The sequence below is a fragment of the Novosphingobium resinovorum genome (assembly GCF_027922145.1).
GTDB classification, from domain to species: domain Bacteria; phylum Pseudomonadota; class Alphaproteobacteria; order Sphingomonadales; family Sphingomonadaceae; genus Novosphingobium; species Novosphingobium resinovorum.
The window spans coordinates 183,704-200,032 of sequence record NZ_BSFC01000021.1 but is presented as its reverse complement, the minus strand read 5'-3'; the positions used below and the strand labels follow the sequence as shown (position 1 = coordinate 200,032).

The window sequence follows — 16,329 nt, the reverse complement described above, 5'->3', positions numbered from 1 at the left end:
GCCCGCTATATATGGTTCATATACGAATCATATATGGAACTTTCCAATGGGCATCGTGAACATCGATGACGACCTGCACGAACAGGTCCGCCGAGCGAGCAAGGTCTCCTGCCGCTCGATCAACGCGCAGGCCGCGTACTGGATCAAGGTCGGCATGCTGTGCGAGACCAACCCCGGCCTCAGCTTCGCCGAGATCATGGAACGCGAACTTAGTTCGGCCGGGGTGTCGCCGCCAACGCTGGGGGTAAGGGCCGCGTGACCAAGACGCCTGAAGAACTGGCGCTGATGGCGCAGGCCGGGCGTCTGCTGGCCTCGGTGTTCGAGATGCTGGACACCGTATCGCTGATCGGCCGATCGACGCTCGATATCGATACTCTGGTCGAGCGGTTCATCGTCGACGACCTGCAGTCCCGCCCTGCCAGCAAGGGGCAGTACGGTTATGGTTTCGTGCTCAACTCCTCGGTCAACGACGTGGTCTGTCACGGTGTGCCGTCCTCGTCGGACGTGCTGCGAGACGGGGATATCGTCAACTTCGACATCACGCTGGAGAAGGACGGTTTCATCGCCGATTCCAGCAAGACCTACATGGTCGGCAATGTCGATCCTGCGGCGCGGCGGCTTGTGCAGGTCACTTACGAGGCTCTGTGGATGGGCATTCGCACCGTCCGCCCCGGCGCGAGGCTGGGGGACATTGGCGCTGCGATCGAGAAGCACGCCAAGCGCCACGGCTATTCGATCGTGCGCGAATACTGCGGCCACGGCATCGGCCGCGAGATGCACGAAGACCCGCAGATCCTCCACTTCGGCAGGCCGAACACCGGCATGCTGCTGCGCGAGGGCATGGTCTTCACTATCGAGCCGATGCTCAATCGCGGCCGCCGCAGCGTTTGGACCGAAGGCGACGGCTGGACGGTGCGGACGAAGGACGGCTCGCTGTCCGCCCAGTTCGAGCACACCGTCGCCGTCACCGCTACCGGCGTATCGGTGCTGACGCTGCGCTCGGACGAGCGCGAGATGGTGCGGCGCAGGAAGGCCGCCTGAACTTTTCACCAACCTCGTCATTGGCAGCGTAGCGAAGCAATCCAGGGAGGTTTAGGCAGCTCTGGATTGCTTCGCTACGCTCGCAATGGCGGAGAATGGTCATTCCCGCGAAGGCGGGAACCCATCTCCTGACGGTGCCTGTTGAAAGAGCATCAGTTGGGTCCCCGCGTTCGCGAGGATGACGACGATGTGTTGCGAGCAGGCGCCCGACACCTCACTCCTCCGGCTTCACCTCGTGGCGTTCGAGGAAGCCGAAGATGCTGTTCCACAGGTGCACGCTGATGTGCGGGCCGCGCACGGCGTGGGTCTGCCCGGGATAGAGCATCATCTCGAACGGCGTCGCCTCGCCCTGCATCTTGGCGATGAGGGTGGTGCTGTTCTCGAACACCACGTTGTCGTCCGACATGCCGTGGATCAGCAGCAGCGGATCGGCGATCTTGCCTGCATCATCCAGCGTGTCGGCCTTGCGATAGGCATCGGCGACCTTGCGCGGATCGCCCATGTAGCGCTCGGTGTAATGGGTGTCGTAGAGTTCCCACTTCGTCACCGGCGCGCCGGAGATGCCCGCAGCGTAGAGGCCGGGGTCGGCCTCCAGCATCTTGAGCGTCATGTAGCCGCCGTAGGACCAGCCGTAAGTCGCGATCTTGGCCGGGTCCACGAAGTCCAGCGTCTTGAGGTATTCGGCCCCGGCGCGCTGGTCCTGCACCTCGACGGTGCCCATGGCCTGATGGATCTGCGATTCGAAAGCCACGCCGCGATTGGCGCTGCCGCGGTTGTCGATCTCGAAGTAGATGTAGCCCTTGTCGACGATGGCCTGTGCCAGCGCGCCCTTCCATCCGCGCGTCACCGTCTGCACATGCGGGCCGCCGTAGTGCTCGAAGAACACCGGGTAGCGCTTGCCGGGCCTCAGCGGCGGAGTGATCATCATCCAGTGGAGGTCGGAACCATCCGCTGCCTTGATCGTGCCGAACGTGGTTGGGCGGTGACTGGCCAGATAAGGGCCATAGGGATGCGTGGCATCCAGCTTGTTCTCCTCCACCCAGGCGAGCCGTTTGCCGTTCTCGTCCGCGATGTAGGTCTGCGAGGGCTGGGTGGTCGAAGAGCGGGTGACGAGCACCGTCGATCCGTCCCGGCTGCCCGATGCGGCATTGGCCCAGTCTGCCTCGGTCAGCTGCTTCGGCGTACCCGGCTTCGCCAAATCGATGGCGTAAAGCTGCGGCGCCAGCACATCGTCGCGGTTGCCGAGGAACAGCACGCGGCCTTTCGTTTCGTCCACGGAAACCAACTTGGTCACCATCCACTTGCCCGAGGTCAGCTGCTGCCACTTGCCGTTCCGGAAATGGTAGAGGTGCCCGTAGCCGTCGCGCTCGGACCACCAGACGAGGCTGCCGTCCTTCAGGAAGCGGTAGTTGTCGGTGAGGTTGACCCAGCTGCCCTTGGCCGCCTCTTCGGTGAACAGGACGCGGCTCTTGCCGGTCTGCGGATCGACCGCCAGCATATCGAGGCGGGTCTGCTCGCGGTTCTGGCGCTGGACGTAGAGCATGCGCCCGTCCCGCGCCCAGTTGACGCGGGTAAGGTAGATGTCGCGGTCGGGGCCGAGGTCCACCTCGACGCGGCCGCTGCCGTCCGGCTTCATGACATGGAGCGAGACGAGGGCGTTGGGCGTGCCCGCCGCCGGGTAGCGCTGCTGGTAAGTGTGCGTGCCCTCGGCGCCGATCGCGGTGCGGGTGACCACGCCGACCGGCGCCTCGTCATAGCGCTCGACGGCGATGAGCCTGTCGTCGGGCGACCACCAGTAGCCGTCCATGCGCGCCATTTCCTCCTGCGCGACGAACTCGGCCTCGCCCCAGTGGACGGTGCCAGCGTTTTCCTTCGGGGTGATCGGCTTGTGCTCGGTCCCGCCGAGCGGGCCGACGTAGAGCCGCCCGTCGCGCACGAACGAAACGTAGGCGCCCCTCGGACTCAGCGCGGCGTTCAGCTCGTCTTCGGGAGAGTCTGTCAGGCGGCGCACAGACCCGTCGATCCCGGCGAGGTAGAGGTCGCCGTCGAGCGGGACCAGCACGGCATCGCCGCCCTCGGTCCACTCGTAGGAGATGATGCCCTTGAGACTGCCGACGCGCTGGCGTTCGCGCTGCATCTTCTCCGCCTCGCTCAGCGCGCGGCCGGAGCCGAGCTTGAGGGAATCGACCAGCATGCGCCATTCGCCATTACGGCGGTCGTAGGCCCACAGGTCGTAGCGGTCCTTGTCCTCGGCGCGGCCGCGCAGCAGCGTGATGTAGCGTCCGTCCGGAGAGACCTTGACCGCGCGCGGCTGCGGTCCATCCAGCGAGGGGCTGGCGAAGACGCGGTCGAAGGTCAGGTCTTGTACGGTTTCGGGCATGGCGGAAGCGCTCCGTTCGGCGGGGGCGGCAAAGGCGGGAAGGGCGGCAGAAGGCAGCGCGGCGAGGATGCAGGCGCTCAGCAGACGGGCTCTGTTCATGTCCCATGTCCTAATGACAGGTCCGTGCGAGGAAAAGCCATTGGCGCTGCCCCTGGCATTTCTTATGTGGAGCGTCATGCGCTTACGGGTCGGCGGGGAGACCACAGTTTGAAGAAGACGTTGGCGGTGGGCCTGTCGATGGGGCTGCTTGCGCTGGCCTGTGCCGGAAGCGCGCGTGCGCAGGACGGTGCATGGGCACCGCGCGCCCGCGCGGCTGCGTCCTATCTCGACGGGCAGTGGGGCAAGCCGGACGGCTGGGCGCAGAGCGAGGCGTGGCAACGCTTCGTGATCGTCGATGCCCTGCTCGACCATGCGCGCCGCACCGGGGACGATCGCTGGAACGCGCGCGTTTCTGCAGCGGTGCGTAATCGCTCCGGGCTCTATCTCAACGACGACGACTTGTGGGCGGTGATCGCCAACGTTCACGCCTGGCAGGTCGATCGCGATCCCGAATTGCTCGACTATGCCAGCACGACCTATCGGCGCATCGTCACCAGCTATTGGGACGATCGCTGCGGCGGAGGTATCTGGTGGGACCGCAAGCGGACGTACAAGAACGCGATCACCAACGAACTCCTGCTCTACGCCTCGACGCAGCTTTACCTCGCGACCGGCGAGGCGAGCTATCGCGACTGGGCCCTGCGGACATGGGCGTGGTTCGAAGGATCGACGATGATCGACGGCGAAGGGCTGGTGAACGACGGCCTCGATGCCGCCTGCCACAACAATGGCCAGCCGCGCTTCACGTACAATCAGGGCGTGCTACTGGGCGGCCTGAGCGACCTCACCCGCATCACCGGCGATCCACGGTATCGCATGCTTGCGGTCAGGACGGCGCTCGCGGCTACCCGCAAGCTGTCCAACCCCGGGGGCATCCTGCGTGAGCCGGTGCCCTCGATCGGTGCGGACGGGCGCATGTTCAAGGGCGTGTTCGCTTTTCATCTCGGGCACTTGCTGGACGACCTGCTCGACGGGCCGGAGCGCGGAGAACTGGCTGCATGGGCCGGCCGCAATGCAAAGGCGGTCTGGACCCTCAGCGATTCCGGGGCGAAAGCCATCGCCGGTGACTGGTCCGAGGCGGCATCGCAGACGGATGCGGCAGCGCAGACTTCGGGCCTTGCCATGATGCTCGCTGCCGCGGGAGCAGGGCGGGAAAGTGCTTCAGGGCATTCCGGTGCTGATCGCTAGGTTCAGGACCCTGGGATTTGATCCCGAGGGGCGGTTTGTCATAAGACGTCCGCAATGGACGCAAACGATATCGCACAAGGCATCCGCCAGTTGACCCCCCGCCAGCGCGAGCGGCGCGAGCGGATACAGGCGGCGACGTTCGCCCTGCTTGCGCTTCACGGCGGTGAAGCGCTGTCGATGCGCATGATCGCGGAAACCGCAGGCGTCGCCGAGCGTACGCTGTTCAACATCTACGGGTCTAAGGATCGCCTCTTCGCCTTCAACGCGCGGGAGCGCAGCGAGGAAACCATCGCCCAAGCCCATGAAGAGGGCGGTGAGGGCTTCGGCTTCTTCGAGGTGCTACCGAGCCGATTGGCCGAAAAGACCTTCGAGGCGCCCGAACTCGCGCGGGCGTTCGGGTCCATCCTCGTCGAGCACGCGGACATGGTCGGCCTGCCGGACGTCTACGAGCGCTTCGCCGGGGGAGCGCTGAAAGTCATGCGGGCAGAGGGGCTCGTAGCCATCGACGACATCGCCACCGTGTCGCGCTTCGTGTGCATGAGGATGGTTGGCACCATCGTGCTCTGGGCCAAGCGCGAAATACCGGACGATGCGCTCGAAACGCACTTGCGGCTCGCGATCTGCCAGGTGCTGCTGCCTTACGCGGAAGCTCCACTGGCGGCGCAGTTGAGGGACCGGGCGCGGGCACTGACCCGCGCGCTGACCAGGGTAGTTACACCCGCCTAGCATTTATTGCAGTCCACTGCATTTTTTAATGAGGATACGTTCCGCCTGGTCTCGAATACGAGGCACCCGGGGGGCGACCAAGTCAGAACAGGCCCTTTCCGGTTCAAGGGGAAAGGAGCTTTCGATGTCTGGAGAGGCAGCACGAACCGTGCGTACCGCGCTCATGGCGAGCATTGCCATGTCGGCTTTCGCATTCACATCCGCAAATGCTCAGGAAGCGGTCGTAGCGCCGCTGCCAGCATCCGCTGCGCAGGAGCATACCGAAGGCGGTCTCGGCGACATTGTTGTCACCGCGCGCCGCCGGGCGGAGAGCCTGCAGGACGTGCCGGTCGCCGTCACCGCGCTGACCGCCGAAGTGCTTGAACGCTACGACATGACCAGCTTGGAGAAGATCTCCACGCAGACGCCGCAGTTCACGATCGGCCGCGCCTCGAACGGCTCGGGCGCGCAGCTGACCTTGCGCGGCATCGGGTCGTCCTCGACCTCCATCGGTATCGAGCAGTCGGTCGCGGTCGTCGTCGACGGCGTCTACTACGGCCAGGGCCGCGTCATCAATGAGGGCTTCCTCGACCTTGAGGGCGTGGAAGTGCTCAAGGGGCCGCAGTCGCTGTTCTTTGGCAAGAACGCCACCGCCGGCGTGATTTCGCTGCGTACCGCAGACCCCACATCCAGCCCCGAATTCAAGGCCAAGCTGGGCTATGAGTTTCGCGCCAAAGAGCTGGTCGGCGAGTTCGTCGGATCCGGCCCGATCACCGATACGCTGGGCGTGCGCGTCGCCGTGCGGGCATCGAACATGTGGGGCGGCTATTTCAAGAACGGCGGCATCGACAAGACCTACAATACCTTTGACGTCGCCACCGGCGTGACGACGCCGCACTTCGCACCGGCCTATGACGGCGACAACCCCGGCAACAAGGAACTGCTCGGCCGTGTGACGCTGGTATGGGATCCGGGGAACGACTTCAAGTTCACGCTGAAGGCGAACGGCTCGACCTCGAAGAACAACAACAATTCGTGGAATTACGTCCCCTTCGGATGCGCAACGGGGACGTATTCGCTGAACCCGGCGATCAAGTGCGGCAAGTCGTTCACCGTCTACCAGAACTATTTCCCGGAAGACCTTGCCGGTACAAACCCGTGGTCGCGTGACGACGGCGCGCTGTACAACACCTACAAGAGCTGGGCGGTCACCGGCACCGCCGAATACGCGATGGACAACGTTGATCTCACCTGGGTCAACAACTTCAACCGCAACGTCAACCAGTGGGCGTGCGACTGTACCTTCGTATCGAGCGATCTGGCCGCCGCGCCTTCGTCCGAGCGGTCCATCTACCACGCATTCTCGAGCGAGTTGCGCGCCCAGACCAGGTTCGACGGGCCGATCAACCTCCTCGTCGGCGCGTATTACCAGAAGACCCATCGCAACCACCGACAGAGCGGGTCGTTCGGCAACATCGAGGATTCGACCGCCCCGGCCGAATATCGCTACCTCGGCTATTTCAAGCATTCCGAAACCCATGGTGAGACGCTGTCCGCCTATGGGCAGACGACCTGGAAGATCCTGCCGACGCTCGAGGCTGCCGTCGGCGTTCGCTACATTCACGAAACCAAGGACAGCTATCTCATCCAGCCTTACGTGAATGCCGCGTTGCAAGGGATCTTCCTGCAGGATACGCCCATCAACGCGGACCAGACCTTCAACAACTGGTCGCCCGAAGCGACGCTGACGTGGAAGCCGACGGACGACGTCACCGTCTACGGTGCCTCCAAGACCGCGTACAAGTCCGGTGGGTTCTCCAACTCCGGCTTCGTCAGCGCCAGCACGGTTCCCAGCGACGTCGCGTTCGCCCCGGAGAAGGCGCGCGGCTTCGAAGTCGGCATCAAGTCCAAGCTGCTCGACAACCAGTTGCGCCTGAATTTCGACGTCTACAGCTACAAGTACGTCAACCTGCAGGTCGACTTCTTCAACTCGCAGACGTTCGCCTTCATCACCACCAACGCCGGTGCCGCCCGGACCAAGGGTGCGGAACTGGAGTTCGAATTCGCACCCTACGCCGCGCCGGGCCTCAACCTGCACGGATCGATCAACTACAACAAGGCGCGCTACCTCAACTACATCGCACCCTGTTATGGTGGTCAGTCGGTGGCGCAAGGCTGCGACACTACCTTCCAGGGCGCACCGGGTCAGGACCTGAGCGGGGCTCCCACCGCAGTCGCGCCCAAGTGGACGGGGTCGCTGGGCGTCGGCTATGAAACCGATATCGGCGAGGGCACCAAGCTGGGTGCCACGATCGACACGCGCTATTCCAGCACCTACCTTGCCTCCAGCTTCGCGCATCCGTTCTCGCGTCAGGCGAAGTACCTGACCGTGGACGGCACGATCCGCGTGAAGTTCAACGATGAACGCTTCGAACTGGCGCTGATCGGCAAGAACCTCACCAACCAGTTCATCGTCGGCGGTGCGATCGACGCGCCGAACACAGGTACGACCGGCGTTGCCGATCAGATCGGCTTCGTTAACCTGCCCCGCACGGTGCAGTTGCAGGCCAGCGTCAGGTTCTGACCCAGCGGGCCGACGCACGATGCGTCGGCCCTTCCCATCGAAAGGAAAGGTCATGAACGACCTTCAAAGACTTATCGCCAAGGATGCAATCCGCGACCTCGCCATGCGCTATATGCGTGGACAGGACCGCCTCGACCGTGCGCTGCAACTGGATACCTTCTGGCCGGATTCGACGACCGACTACGGCATCTTCAAGGGCTGCGGACCGGACTTCGTGGCCTTCGCGCAGGACCTGCTGACCGAGCATCTCGCCAACCAGCACATCATCGGCCAGCATCTGATCGAGTTCGACGAAACCGATGCCAACCGCGCCTATGGCGAAGTCTACTACTACGCCTTTCATCGCATCCTGGCCGAAGGCATGCCCACCGACATGATTATCAGCGGCCGCTATGTCGATCGCTACGAACGGCGGGGCTCGGAGTGGCGCTTCGCCCACCGCAGCGAATTCGTCGACTGGGCGCGCACGGAGCCTGCCGCAGACGGCATCCTGTCCGGCGACCTCGCCGCCTGCCTGCTTGGCCGCCACGACATGACCGACCGATCCTACGATCGCGAATGGCTCAGCAACGCATGACCGGAAAGAGATAACCCAATGACCCAGAAGAGCATCATCGTCACCGGCGCCGCGTCTGCGGGCGGCCTTGGCTTCGCCACCGCACGTCTGCTGGCCCGGGAGGGCCACGCCGTGACCCTGACCGACCTCGATGGCGATGCCGCCGCGGCCCGTGCCGAGGAATTGCGCGCTGAGGGCCTTGCCGCCACCGGATTTGCGCAGGACGTCACCGACGAGGCGGGCTGGGCCACGCTGATCGATACGGTGAAGGCGCAGACCGGCCGCATCGACGGTCTCGTTAACAACGCAGGGATCGCGGTACTCAAGTGGACCGCCGACCTCGATCCTGCCGCATGGGACCGGCAGATCAACGTCAATCTCAAGAGCGTCTACCTCGGCTGCCGGGCGGTCCTGCCGGTGATGGAGGCGCAAGGCGCAGGTTCCATCGTCAACTTGTCTTCCGTCGCCGGGCTCGTCGGCATTCCCGGGGCTTCGGCCTATGCCGCAAGCAAGGGGGGCGTGCGGCTCTACTCCAAGTCGCTGGCGCTGGAAGTCGCCGCCAAGGGCATCCGTGTGAACTCGGTTCACCCCGGCGTGATCTGGACCGACATGCAGAAGGTCGCGATCGAGGACAACCCGGACCAGTACGACGCCATCAACGCCATGATCCCGATGAAGCGCATGGGCGAGCCTGGCGACATCGGTAACATGATCGTCTTCCTCCTGTCCGACCGCGCCAGATACGTGACTGGCGGCGAGTTCGTAGTCGACGGCGGCCTCACCGCGCAGTGATTACATAGTGACTACATAAGGACCATGCCGGGTTCCGGACGTCAGACCAGCACTTCAGCGGTCTGGCGTCCGGCAGCGCCGAAGATGCGCAAGTAGCGCTCGATTTCCGCCGGGGCTCCAGTCGCCTTGGCGGGATTGTCGGAAAGCTTGACGGCCGGCCGGCCGTTCGTCTCCACCACCTTGCAAACGAGCGAAATCGGATCGAGCCCGTTCGTCGCGAAAGGTGCGCAGCCGCGGAAGTCGTTCGTCAGGTTGGTGCCCCAACCGAAGCTCATGCGCACGCGGCCGTGGAAGTGGCGATAGGTCGCCTCGATGCTGTCGATGTCCATGCCGTCGGAAAAGATCAGCAGCTTGGTGCGGGGATCGCGGCCCTTTTCCTCCCACCAGCGGATGATCTGTTCTCCTCCTTCGATCGGCGGGGCGCTGTCCGGGCGAAAGCCGGTCCAGTCGGCCAGCCAATCGGGCGCGTTGCGCAGGAACGAAGCTGTACCAAAGGCGTCGGGCAGCGCGACGAGCAGGTTGCCGCCGTAGTGCGCGCTCCAGTCTTCAAGCACGCGGTAGGGAGCGCTCGCCAGTTCCTCCTCGTCGTTCGCCAAGGCAGCGTAGACCATCGGCAGCTCATGCGCGTTGGTGCCGATCGCCTCAAGGTCCGCGTCCATCGACAGCAGCACGTTGGAGGAGCCGATGAACCGCTCGCCCAGTCCTTCCTTCAGCGCCTCGACGCACCAGCGCTGCCACAGGAAGCCGTGCCGCCGCCGTGTGCCGAAATCCGAGATGACGAGGTCGGGCAGCGCCGAGAGCCGCTCCACCTTCTCCCATAGCTTGGCCTTTGCGCGCGCATAGAGCACATCGAGTTCGAACCGTCCGCGCCCCTTCATCGCCGCGCGCGACCGCAGTTCGTTGATGATCGCGAGCGCCGGAATCTCCCACATCATGGTGTGGGTCCAAGGGCCGTGGAAGCGCAGTTCGTACTGGCCATCGTGCTGGCGCAACTCGTAATCCGGCAGGCGGAAGTCGGCGAGCCACGCGATGAATTCCGGGCTGAACATCTGCCTGCGGCCGTAGAAGCTGTTGCCGGCCAGCCAGATCAGCTCCTTCTTCCCGAACCGCAGCGAGCGGGCATGATCGAGCTGCGCGCGCAATTCCGCCTCGTCGATGACTTTGGCAAGGCGGACGCTGCGGGTACGGTTGATCAGTTCGAAGGTCGCCTGCACCTCGGGGTGAAGCTGCCGGATCATCTGCAGCATCAGCAGCTTGTAGAAGTCGGTGTCGAGGAGGCTGCGCACGATCGGATCGAGCCGCCAGTTATGGTTGTAGGTGCGCGTGGCGATATCGGTGAAGACCATGATGGACCTGCTCAGACTTTGGCGTTGATCGGGCGGAAACGGAAGAGTTCTGCGGGCCGGAACGATGCGCCGGTCTCGCGCTCGCCGGTTGCCTCGAGCCAGCCCCGGTCGAGCATGCGGCGACGGAACGCCGACTTGTTCAGGGATTGGCCGAGGATCGCCTCGTGAACGTCCTGCAGGGCACGCAGCGTGAACCGCTCCGGCAGCAGTGCGAAGGCGAGGGGGGAGTAGTCGATCTTGCCGCGCAGCCTCTGCATCGCGACGCCGAGGATGTCCGCGTGGTCGAAAGCCAGCGGCAGGGCGCCTTTCATGCCTGTGACCTCTGCCGGATTGCAGTTCGTTGCCGAGATACGCGCCAGGGTCAGTGCCGGGTCTGCCTCCAGAGCGGCGGAGAAACGATCGGCCGGAAGCAGGGCGAAATAGGCGACGCTGATGACCCGCATGCGCGGATCGCGACCGACACCGCCGAACGTATAGAGTTGCTCCACATAGGCACCGTCCATGTGGGCCTTGTAGGCGAGGATCCTGCGTGCCGCGGCGTCGAGATCCTCATCCACCGCGACGAAGCCGCCGGGAAGCGCCCACTTGCCGGCATGGGGCTGTTCGTCCCTTCGGGTCAGCAAGGCCGCGGGAGCGCCATCGACGACCGACATGAGCACAAGATCCACCGTGACCGAAGGGCCGTCATAGGCCCGGGCATCATAGCCCGCCAGGAATACCGCCTCGTCCTGAAGCACGTCTCTCGGACCCTTATGTGCAAGTCGCACTTTACTTATGTCCGTCATGGATATATGTCAAGCGCATCAGTAACAGCAGGAGGCTTCGGTGGCTGGCTTCGTCATCGTCGTGGATATGCAGCATGACTTCGTGCGAACTTCCGGCGCGCTTCCGGTCCCCGATGCGGAGGCGATCGTGGCGCCGATGCAAAATTGGCTGGAGTCACTCGATCCGCAGGACGTAGCGGGCGTGCTGATGTCCTTCGATACCCACATGTCTGCGGATTACGTCGGATCGCCGGAAGCAGAGCTGTTCCCCCTCCACTGCGAAAAGGGCACGCTGGGCTGGGAAAGCATGCTCGATTCTTCTGCAATAAACCCCGACATCCCACTCTATACACTTGAAAAAGGTGTTTTCGACATGTGGCAGGAGGAGGCCGTCGGCATCCGCTCCACTGACGGTGTGCAGATCGAGCGCGAGGCGTTCTTCCGCGACCTTGCCGCCCGGGGTGTCGATCGTGTGACCGTCGTGGGCGTGGCGGCCGACTACTGCGTGCGCTGGGCTGTCGAAGGGTTGCTCGTCCGTGGTTTCGACGTCGATATTCCGGCTTCGCTGACCCGGGGGATCGCCCGGGATGCTCATGCCGTTGCCCAGGAACTGGGCCGCAAGGACCGCCTGCATCTCGCGGCATAAGGAATTGTTCCACTGATAGATAATCCGGCAAGGTCGCCCGGTTTGTCGTCCAGTGGATAATCACGGTCGCTTTCGTGATCTCGCACTTCGATGGGGTAAGGGTCGTTACGCCCCATCCGAGGAAGGACCATGATGCGACTAGAGGAGCCCGATATGCGTCCCGATACGGGCCGGGCAATCGGACCCATGATAGCGTGGGTCACTGTCGCCACTCTGTTCCTGGCGCAGATCGTGTCCACCATCGATCGCGGGATGCTGGCTCTGGTGATCGATCCGGTTCGCCGCGATCTTTCGATCAGCGAGATGCAGATCGCGCTGCTGCAGGGGTTCGCCTTCTCCATCTTCTACGTAACCGTCGGCCTGCCGCTGGGCGCCGTGGCGGACGTGGTGAACCGGCGCCGCCTGCTTATCGGCGGGATCGTGATATGGAGCGCGGCGACGATCGCGGGCGGTTTTGCGCAGGGGTTCGGGTCGATGTTCGCCTCGCGTCTGTTCATCGGCGTCGGCGAGGCGGTGCTGGGGCCTTGCGCGGTGACGATGATCAGTGACCTGTTTCCGCCTCACCGGCGCGGACGGCCCATGGCGCTCTACGTCTTCGGCAGCATGATCGCCTACGGCCTCGGCTCGCTGGTCAGCGGGGTGATCCTGGACCTGGCGCCCAAGGGCGTATTCGCGGGCCTGCCGATCATCGGTGAACTCGCCCCGTGGCGCATCGCCTTCGCGCTTGTGGGAGCGGCCGGCCTGCTGATCGTGATCCTGCTGTTCCTGCTGCGCGAGCCTGCGCGCCGCAGCGATGCCGTCACCGGGTCGGAGCCGAAGCTCTCCTTCGCCGAGGGGCTCGGCCTGCTGGCGGCGCAGCGCGGGGTGTTCCTGCCGCTTTACGGATCGCTGGCGCTTTATGCGATGGGCGGTTCGGTTGCGACGGGATGGGGCGCCGTGTTCCTCACGCGCGCTTTCGGGTATCACGTCGGCGCGGCCGGAAAGGGCCTCGGCACCAGCCAGATCGCATGGTCGGTCGCCGGAGCGCTCGTCGCCAGCGTCGTCGTCGACCGTGTCGGCGCGCGCTCGGGAGCGCGTGGGCGGACGCGGCTTGCCGGAGCCCTGTCGCTGCTCGGCATTCCTTCGTGCCTGCCGCTGCTGTCCGGCAGCGCTCCGCTGGCCATGGTCATGCTGGGCGAGATCATGCTGGTCAGCGCCATTTACGGAACCACGATGCTGTCGGTGATCTCGGAGATCACGCCCACCAAGGTGCGCGGCTTCGCGGTGGCGCTCTATGCCTTCGTGATGACCATCATAGGTGCCTCGCTCGGCCCGCTGGCCGTGGCGTGGCTGACCGAGGCCGTGTTCGCCTCCCCGGCGGCGGTGGGTCGATCCATGGCGATCGTCGGGCTTTGTGCCTTCATCGCGGCGTCGCTGCTCGCTTTCCGCGCGGCTTCGCGCATCACCTCCGACCAACGGAACTGACCATGTCCAAAATCCTGCGCGGCTATGCGCCGAGCCGCTTCGGCCAACTCCACTATCGCATCGCAAAGTGCGACACCCCTGACGCCCTGCCGCCGCTGCTGTGCCTGCACCAGACGCCTAGCAACAGCGGCGACTGGCTACCGGTGATGGAGCCCCTGTCGGCCAAGCGCACCGTGATCGCCGTCGATACGCCGGGCTACGGCATGAGCGATTCCCCGCCCGAGCCGGTCACCATCGAGGATTTCGCCGAAATCATGGCGCAGTTCATGACCGACCTCGCGGGCGGGGGCGTGATCCCGGCCGGTCAGTTCGACGTCATGGGCTTTCACACCGGCTCGATCATCGCCACGCAGCTTGCCCGCAGTCTGCCGGAGCGGGTTCGCCGCGCGGTGGTCTTCGGCCTTGCCGCCTTTCCGGCCGAGCAGCGCGAAGCCAAGCTCGCCAACCTGCTCACGGCGTTCCCGCCCCCGGGTCCCGACTTGGCGCATGTCGAAAAGCTCTGGGCGATCATCGGCGAGCTGAGCGACCCGCGCATCTCCTACGAAGAGCGTCACATCAGCATGGCCGAGTGCCTGCGCCTCGGCGGGCGGATGCCATGGGGCTATATCTCGGTCTATCGCTTCGACTTCCTCGGCGCGATGGCCGAAGTGGCGCAGCCGGTGCTGGTGATGAACCCCGAGGATGACTTGTGGGAGCCCACGCTTGCCAACTCGCACCACTATCCCAACGCCCGCCGCGTCGATCTCCTCGGGGTGAAGCATGGCGTGCTCAAGCTGGAGAACGCGCGCGTCGTCGGCGAGATCGACGCCCACCTGAGCTGACCACTTGAGCCGGGTGGCGGACATGCCACATTGTCCGCCGATTAGGTCGCCAAGGAAAAGGAAAACCCGTGAACCTCGTGCAGCTCAAGCGAATGATCGCGATCTACGAGAGCGGGAGCCTGCGCAAGGCGTCGAAGATGGTCGGCATCACGCAGCCCGCGCTGACGCTCAGCATCCGCCAGCTGGAGGAGGAGTTCAACACCAGCCTCTTCGAGCGCGGCCCCAACGGCGTGCGCCCGACCGAGATGTGCGAGAAGCTGGTCCAGCGCGCGCGCCTCATGCTGATGGAGGAGCAGCGCATTCTCCACGACCTCGCCACCGCCAACCGCGTGCCCAAGGTGGCGGTGGGGGTGCATCCGATCATCATGAACGATACGATGAGCCGCGCCATGCGCCAGTTCGTCGAGCAGGCGGGCCACGTGGATATGTGGGTGCGCGAAGGCTACACGACGCAGCTGCTGGACCTGCTGTCATCAGGCGACCTCGACTTCGCATTCTGCGGATTGCCCGAGGGCTACGCCGATGATGCGCTGGAATTCGAGCCGCTGTTCAAGCGCGAATATGCCGTCGTCGCCGCGCCGGACCACCCGGTTTTCGCTCTGGCGGAGGACGATTTCGCCAGGGGCACCGACTTCGTCTGGGCACACGTCAGCGCCTACGAGACCGCCGATCCCATCGACAACGACGACGTCGTGAACATGCTGCGCCGGTTCGGCTATGGGCGCGAGAGCAAGTCGGTGAAGGCCTCGTCCACGACGTTCGTGAAGGCCATGATCCTGCACTCGGGCATGATCGGCATGGTCGCGTGCGAAGCAGTCGCCGACGAACTGGCGAACGGCTCGTTGAAGCGTCTGGCGGGCTCGGAAATTCCGGCGCCCGCCTTCGGCTTCATTACTCTCAAGGATCGCTACGAGACCCGCACCGTCCGGCTGCTCAAGGCGACCATCCGGCAATGGTGCGCTCGCAAGCCGAACTGAGCGCCGGTCACGCTTCGTCGAGGAAGGCCTTCAGCACGCGGGCCGTAGCAGGCGGATTGTCCTGCATCACGAAGGCGCCCGAGTTCTCGACCACCATGGTCTTGCCTCGCTTCAGTTCGGCCTCGGCGGCGCTGCGGAACTTGAGGTAGGCCTTGTCGAACTGGCCATAGACGAGCAGCGTCGGCGCCTCGATGCGGCTCATGGTTCCGGCGATCTCGGTGATCGCGACACCGCGTTCGGAGGGCTGGATCCACTTGCCTGCAGCCCTGCGGCTGAGGATGCCGTCCGCGTTGATCGGGCCGGTATTGATGATGCCGAAGGTCTTTGACAGCAGTTCCGGCGGCGTCGGGATCGGGTCGCCGTTCTTGTCGAACAGGGTGCCCTGCTTGTCGTCCACCGCAACCTTGATTTCGGCCAGCGAGCGGCGATGGCCGAGCGCGCAGGAAACGAGCGCGAGCTTGCCCACCCGCTCCGGCCAGAACGCGGCGAGCGGCACGGCAAGGCAGCCGCCGAGCGAGGTGCCGATCAGGTCCACCTTGTCGAAGCCGAGTTCGTCGAAAGCACCGACCAGCAGCGCGGCCGTCTCGCCAAGACTCTGGATGTAGGGTGCCGGGCCGTCCCAGCGCGAGCCGCCGTGACCGGGAAGGTCGAAGGCATAGACCTGCCGCCCCTCGGCCAGCATGGGCGCGACATGGCGCCAGTCGGACAGCCAGCCACCCAGCTTGTGCAGCAGCACCACCGGCGGCTTGCCTACAACCGGCTCTCCGATCACGGCATAGTGCAGCACGCCGCCCGCACGGCGCAGTTCGCCGAAGCGGGTCCACTGGCCTTTCGGGGGCGTCGGCAGGCTGGCAGCTTTCTGCGCGGCGAGGGCGGGAAACGCGCTGACTGCTCCGGCCAGACCTATACCCCGGGCAACATCACGACGGCTCAACATGGTCCTATTCCTCTTCGAGAGTGGCTGTA

Annotated in this window: 15 protein-coding genes; 11 read left to right on the top strand and 4 right to left on the bottom strand. The window is 64.6% G+C overall.

What is annotated here, in order from left to right:
- Positions 1–46 precede the first annotated feature (46 nt).
- Positions 47–259, top strand: coding sequence for a ParD-like family protein (locus tag PKE80_RS13340; protein WP_271182886.1), 213 nt, complete (start codon positions 47–49; stop codon positions 257–259).
- Positions 256–1,041, top strand: coding sequence for a type I methionyl aminopeptidase (gene map, locus PKE80_RS13335; RefSeq protein ID WP_271182885.1), 786 nt, complete (start codon positions 256–258; stop codon positions 1,039–1,041). Before PKE80_RS13340 ends, map begins: the two co-directional genes overlap by 4 nt.
- A 214-nt stretch (positions 1,042–1,255) precedes the next feature.
- Here the strand turns inward: map and PKE80_RS13330 are convergent, their stop codons facing one another.
- Positions 1,256–3,520, bottom strand: coding sequence for a S9 family peptidase (locus PKE80_RS13330; protein WP_271182884.1), 2,265 nt, complete (start codon positions 3,518–3,520; stop codon positions 1,256–1,258).
- 108 nt (positions 3,521–3,628) lie between these two features.
- On the opposite strand from PKE80_RS13330, the gene PKE80_RS13325 reads away from it, so the two are divergent.
- The 5 genes from PKE80_RS13325 to PKE80_RS13305 all read left to right on the top strand — a co-directional run bounded on the left by PKE80_RS13325 (position 3,629) and on the right by PKE80_RS13305 (position 9,345).
- Positions 3,629–4,708, top strand: coding sequence for a glycoside hydrolase family 76 protein (locus PKE80_RS13325; RefSeq protein WP_271182883.1), 1,080 nt, complete (start codon positions 3,629–3,631; stop codon positions 4,706–4,708).
- Positions 4,709–4,762: 54 nt separating this feature from the next.
- Complete coding sequence (locus PKE80_RS13320; protein WP_271182882.1) at positions 4,763–5,434, top strand: TetR/AcrR family transcriptional regulator; 672 nt, start codon at positions 4,763–4,765, stop codon at positions 5,432–5,434.
- Between the two features lie 124 nt (positions 5,435–5,558).
- The gene (locus tag PKE80_RS13315; protein WP_271182881.1) at positions 5,559–7,997 is read left to right on the top strand and encodes a TonB-dependent receptor; all 2,439 of its coding nucleotides are present in this window, start codon (positions 5,559–5,561) and stop codon (positions 7,995–7,997) included.
- 52 nt (positions 7,998–8,049) lie between these two features.
- Complete coding sequence (locus PKE80_RS13310; protein ID WP_271182880.1) at positions 8,050–8,574, top strand: nuclear transport factor 2 family protein; 525 nt, start codon at positions 8,050–8,052, stop codon at positions 8,572–8,574.
- 18 nt (positions 8,575–8,592) lie between these two features.
- Positions 8,593–9,345, top strand: coding sequence for an SDR family NAD(P)-dependent oxidoreductase (locus PKE80_RS13305; RefSeq protein ID WP_271182879.1), 753 nt, complete (start codon positions 8,593–8,595; stop codon positions 9,343–9,345).
- 41 nt (positions 9,346–9,386) lie between these two features.
- Here the strand turns inward: PKE80_RS13305 and pncB are convergent, their stop codons facing one another.
- Entirely contained in the window at positions 9,387–10,691 is a 1,305-nt protein-coding gene (pncB, locus tag PKE80_RS13300; RefSeq protein ID WP_271182878.1) for a nicotinate phosphoribosyltransferase, read from the bottom strand.
- A gap of 11 nt (positions 10,692–10,702) precedes the next feature.
- Complete coding sequence (locus PKE80_RS13295) at positions 10,703–11,428, bottom strand: NUDIX hydrolase (RefSeq protein ID WP_271182877.1); 726 nt, start codon at positions 11,426–11,428, stop codon at positions 10,703–10,705.
- An 88-nt stretch (positions 11,429–11,516) separates the two neighbouring features.
- On the opposite strand from PKE80_RS13295, the gene PKE80_RS13290 reads away from it, so the two are divergent.
- The 4 genes from PKE80_RS13290 (at position 11,517) to PKE80_RS13275 (ending at position 15,363) form a co-directional block, all read left to right on the top strand.
- Positions 11,517–12,101 (top strand): cysteine hydrolase family protein, encoded by a 585-nt coding sequence (locus PKE80_RS13290; protein ID WP_271182876.1) that lies wholly within the window; start codon positions 11,517–11,519, stop codon positions 12,099–12,101.
- A 186-nt stretch (positions 12,102–12,287) separates the two neighbouring features.
- Entirely contained in the window at positions 12,288–13,565 is a 1,278-nt protein-coding gene (locus PKE80_RS13285) for an MFS transporter (RefSeq protein ID WP_271182875.1), read from the top strand.
- A gap of 2 nt (positions 13,566–13,567) precedes the next feature.
- Complete coding sequence (locus tag PKE80_RS13280; RefSeq protein WP_271182874.1) at positions 13,568–14,386, top strand: alpha/beta fold hydrolase; 819 nt, start codon at positions 13,568–13,570, stop codon at positions 14,384–14,386.
- Between the two features lie 68 nt (positions 14,387–14,454).
- Entirely contained in the window at positions 14,455–15,363 is a 909-nt protein-coding gene (locus tag PKE80_RS13275; protein WP_271182873.1) for a LysR family transcriptional regulator, read from the top strand.
- A gap of 7 nt (positions 15,364–15,370) precedes the next feature.
- On the opposite strand, the gene PKE80_RS13270 is transcribed toward PKE80_RS13275, so the two are convergent.
- Positions 15,371–16,300 (bottom strand): alpha/beta fold hydrolase, encoded by a 930-nt coding sequence (locus PKE80_RS13270; protein WP_271182872.1) that lies wholly within the window; start codon positions 16,298–16,300, stop codon positions 15,371–15,373.
- Positions 16,301–16,329: the final 29 nt, after the last annotated feature.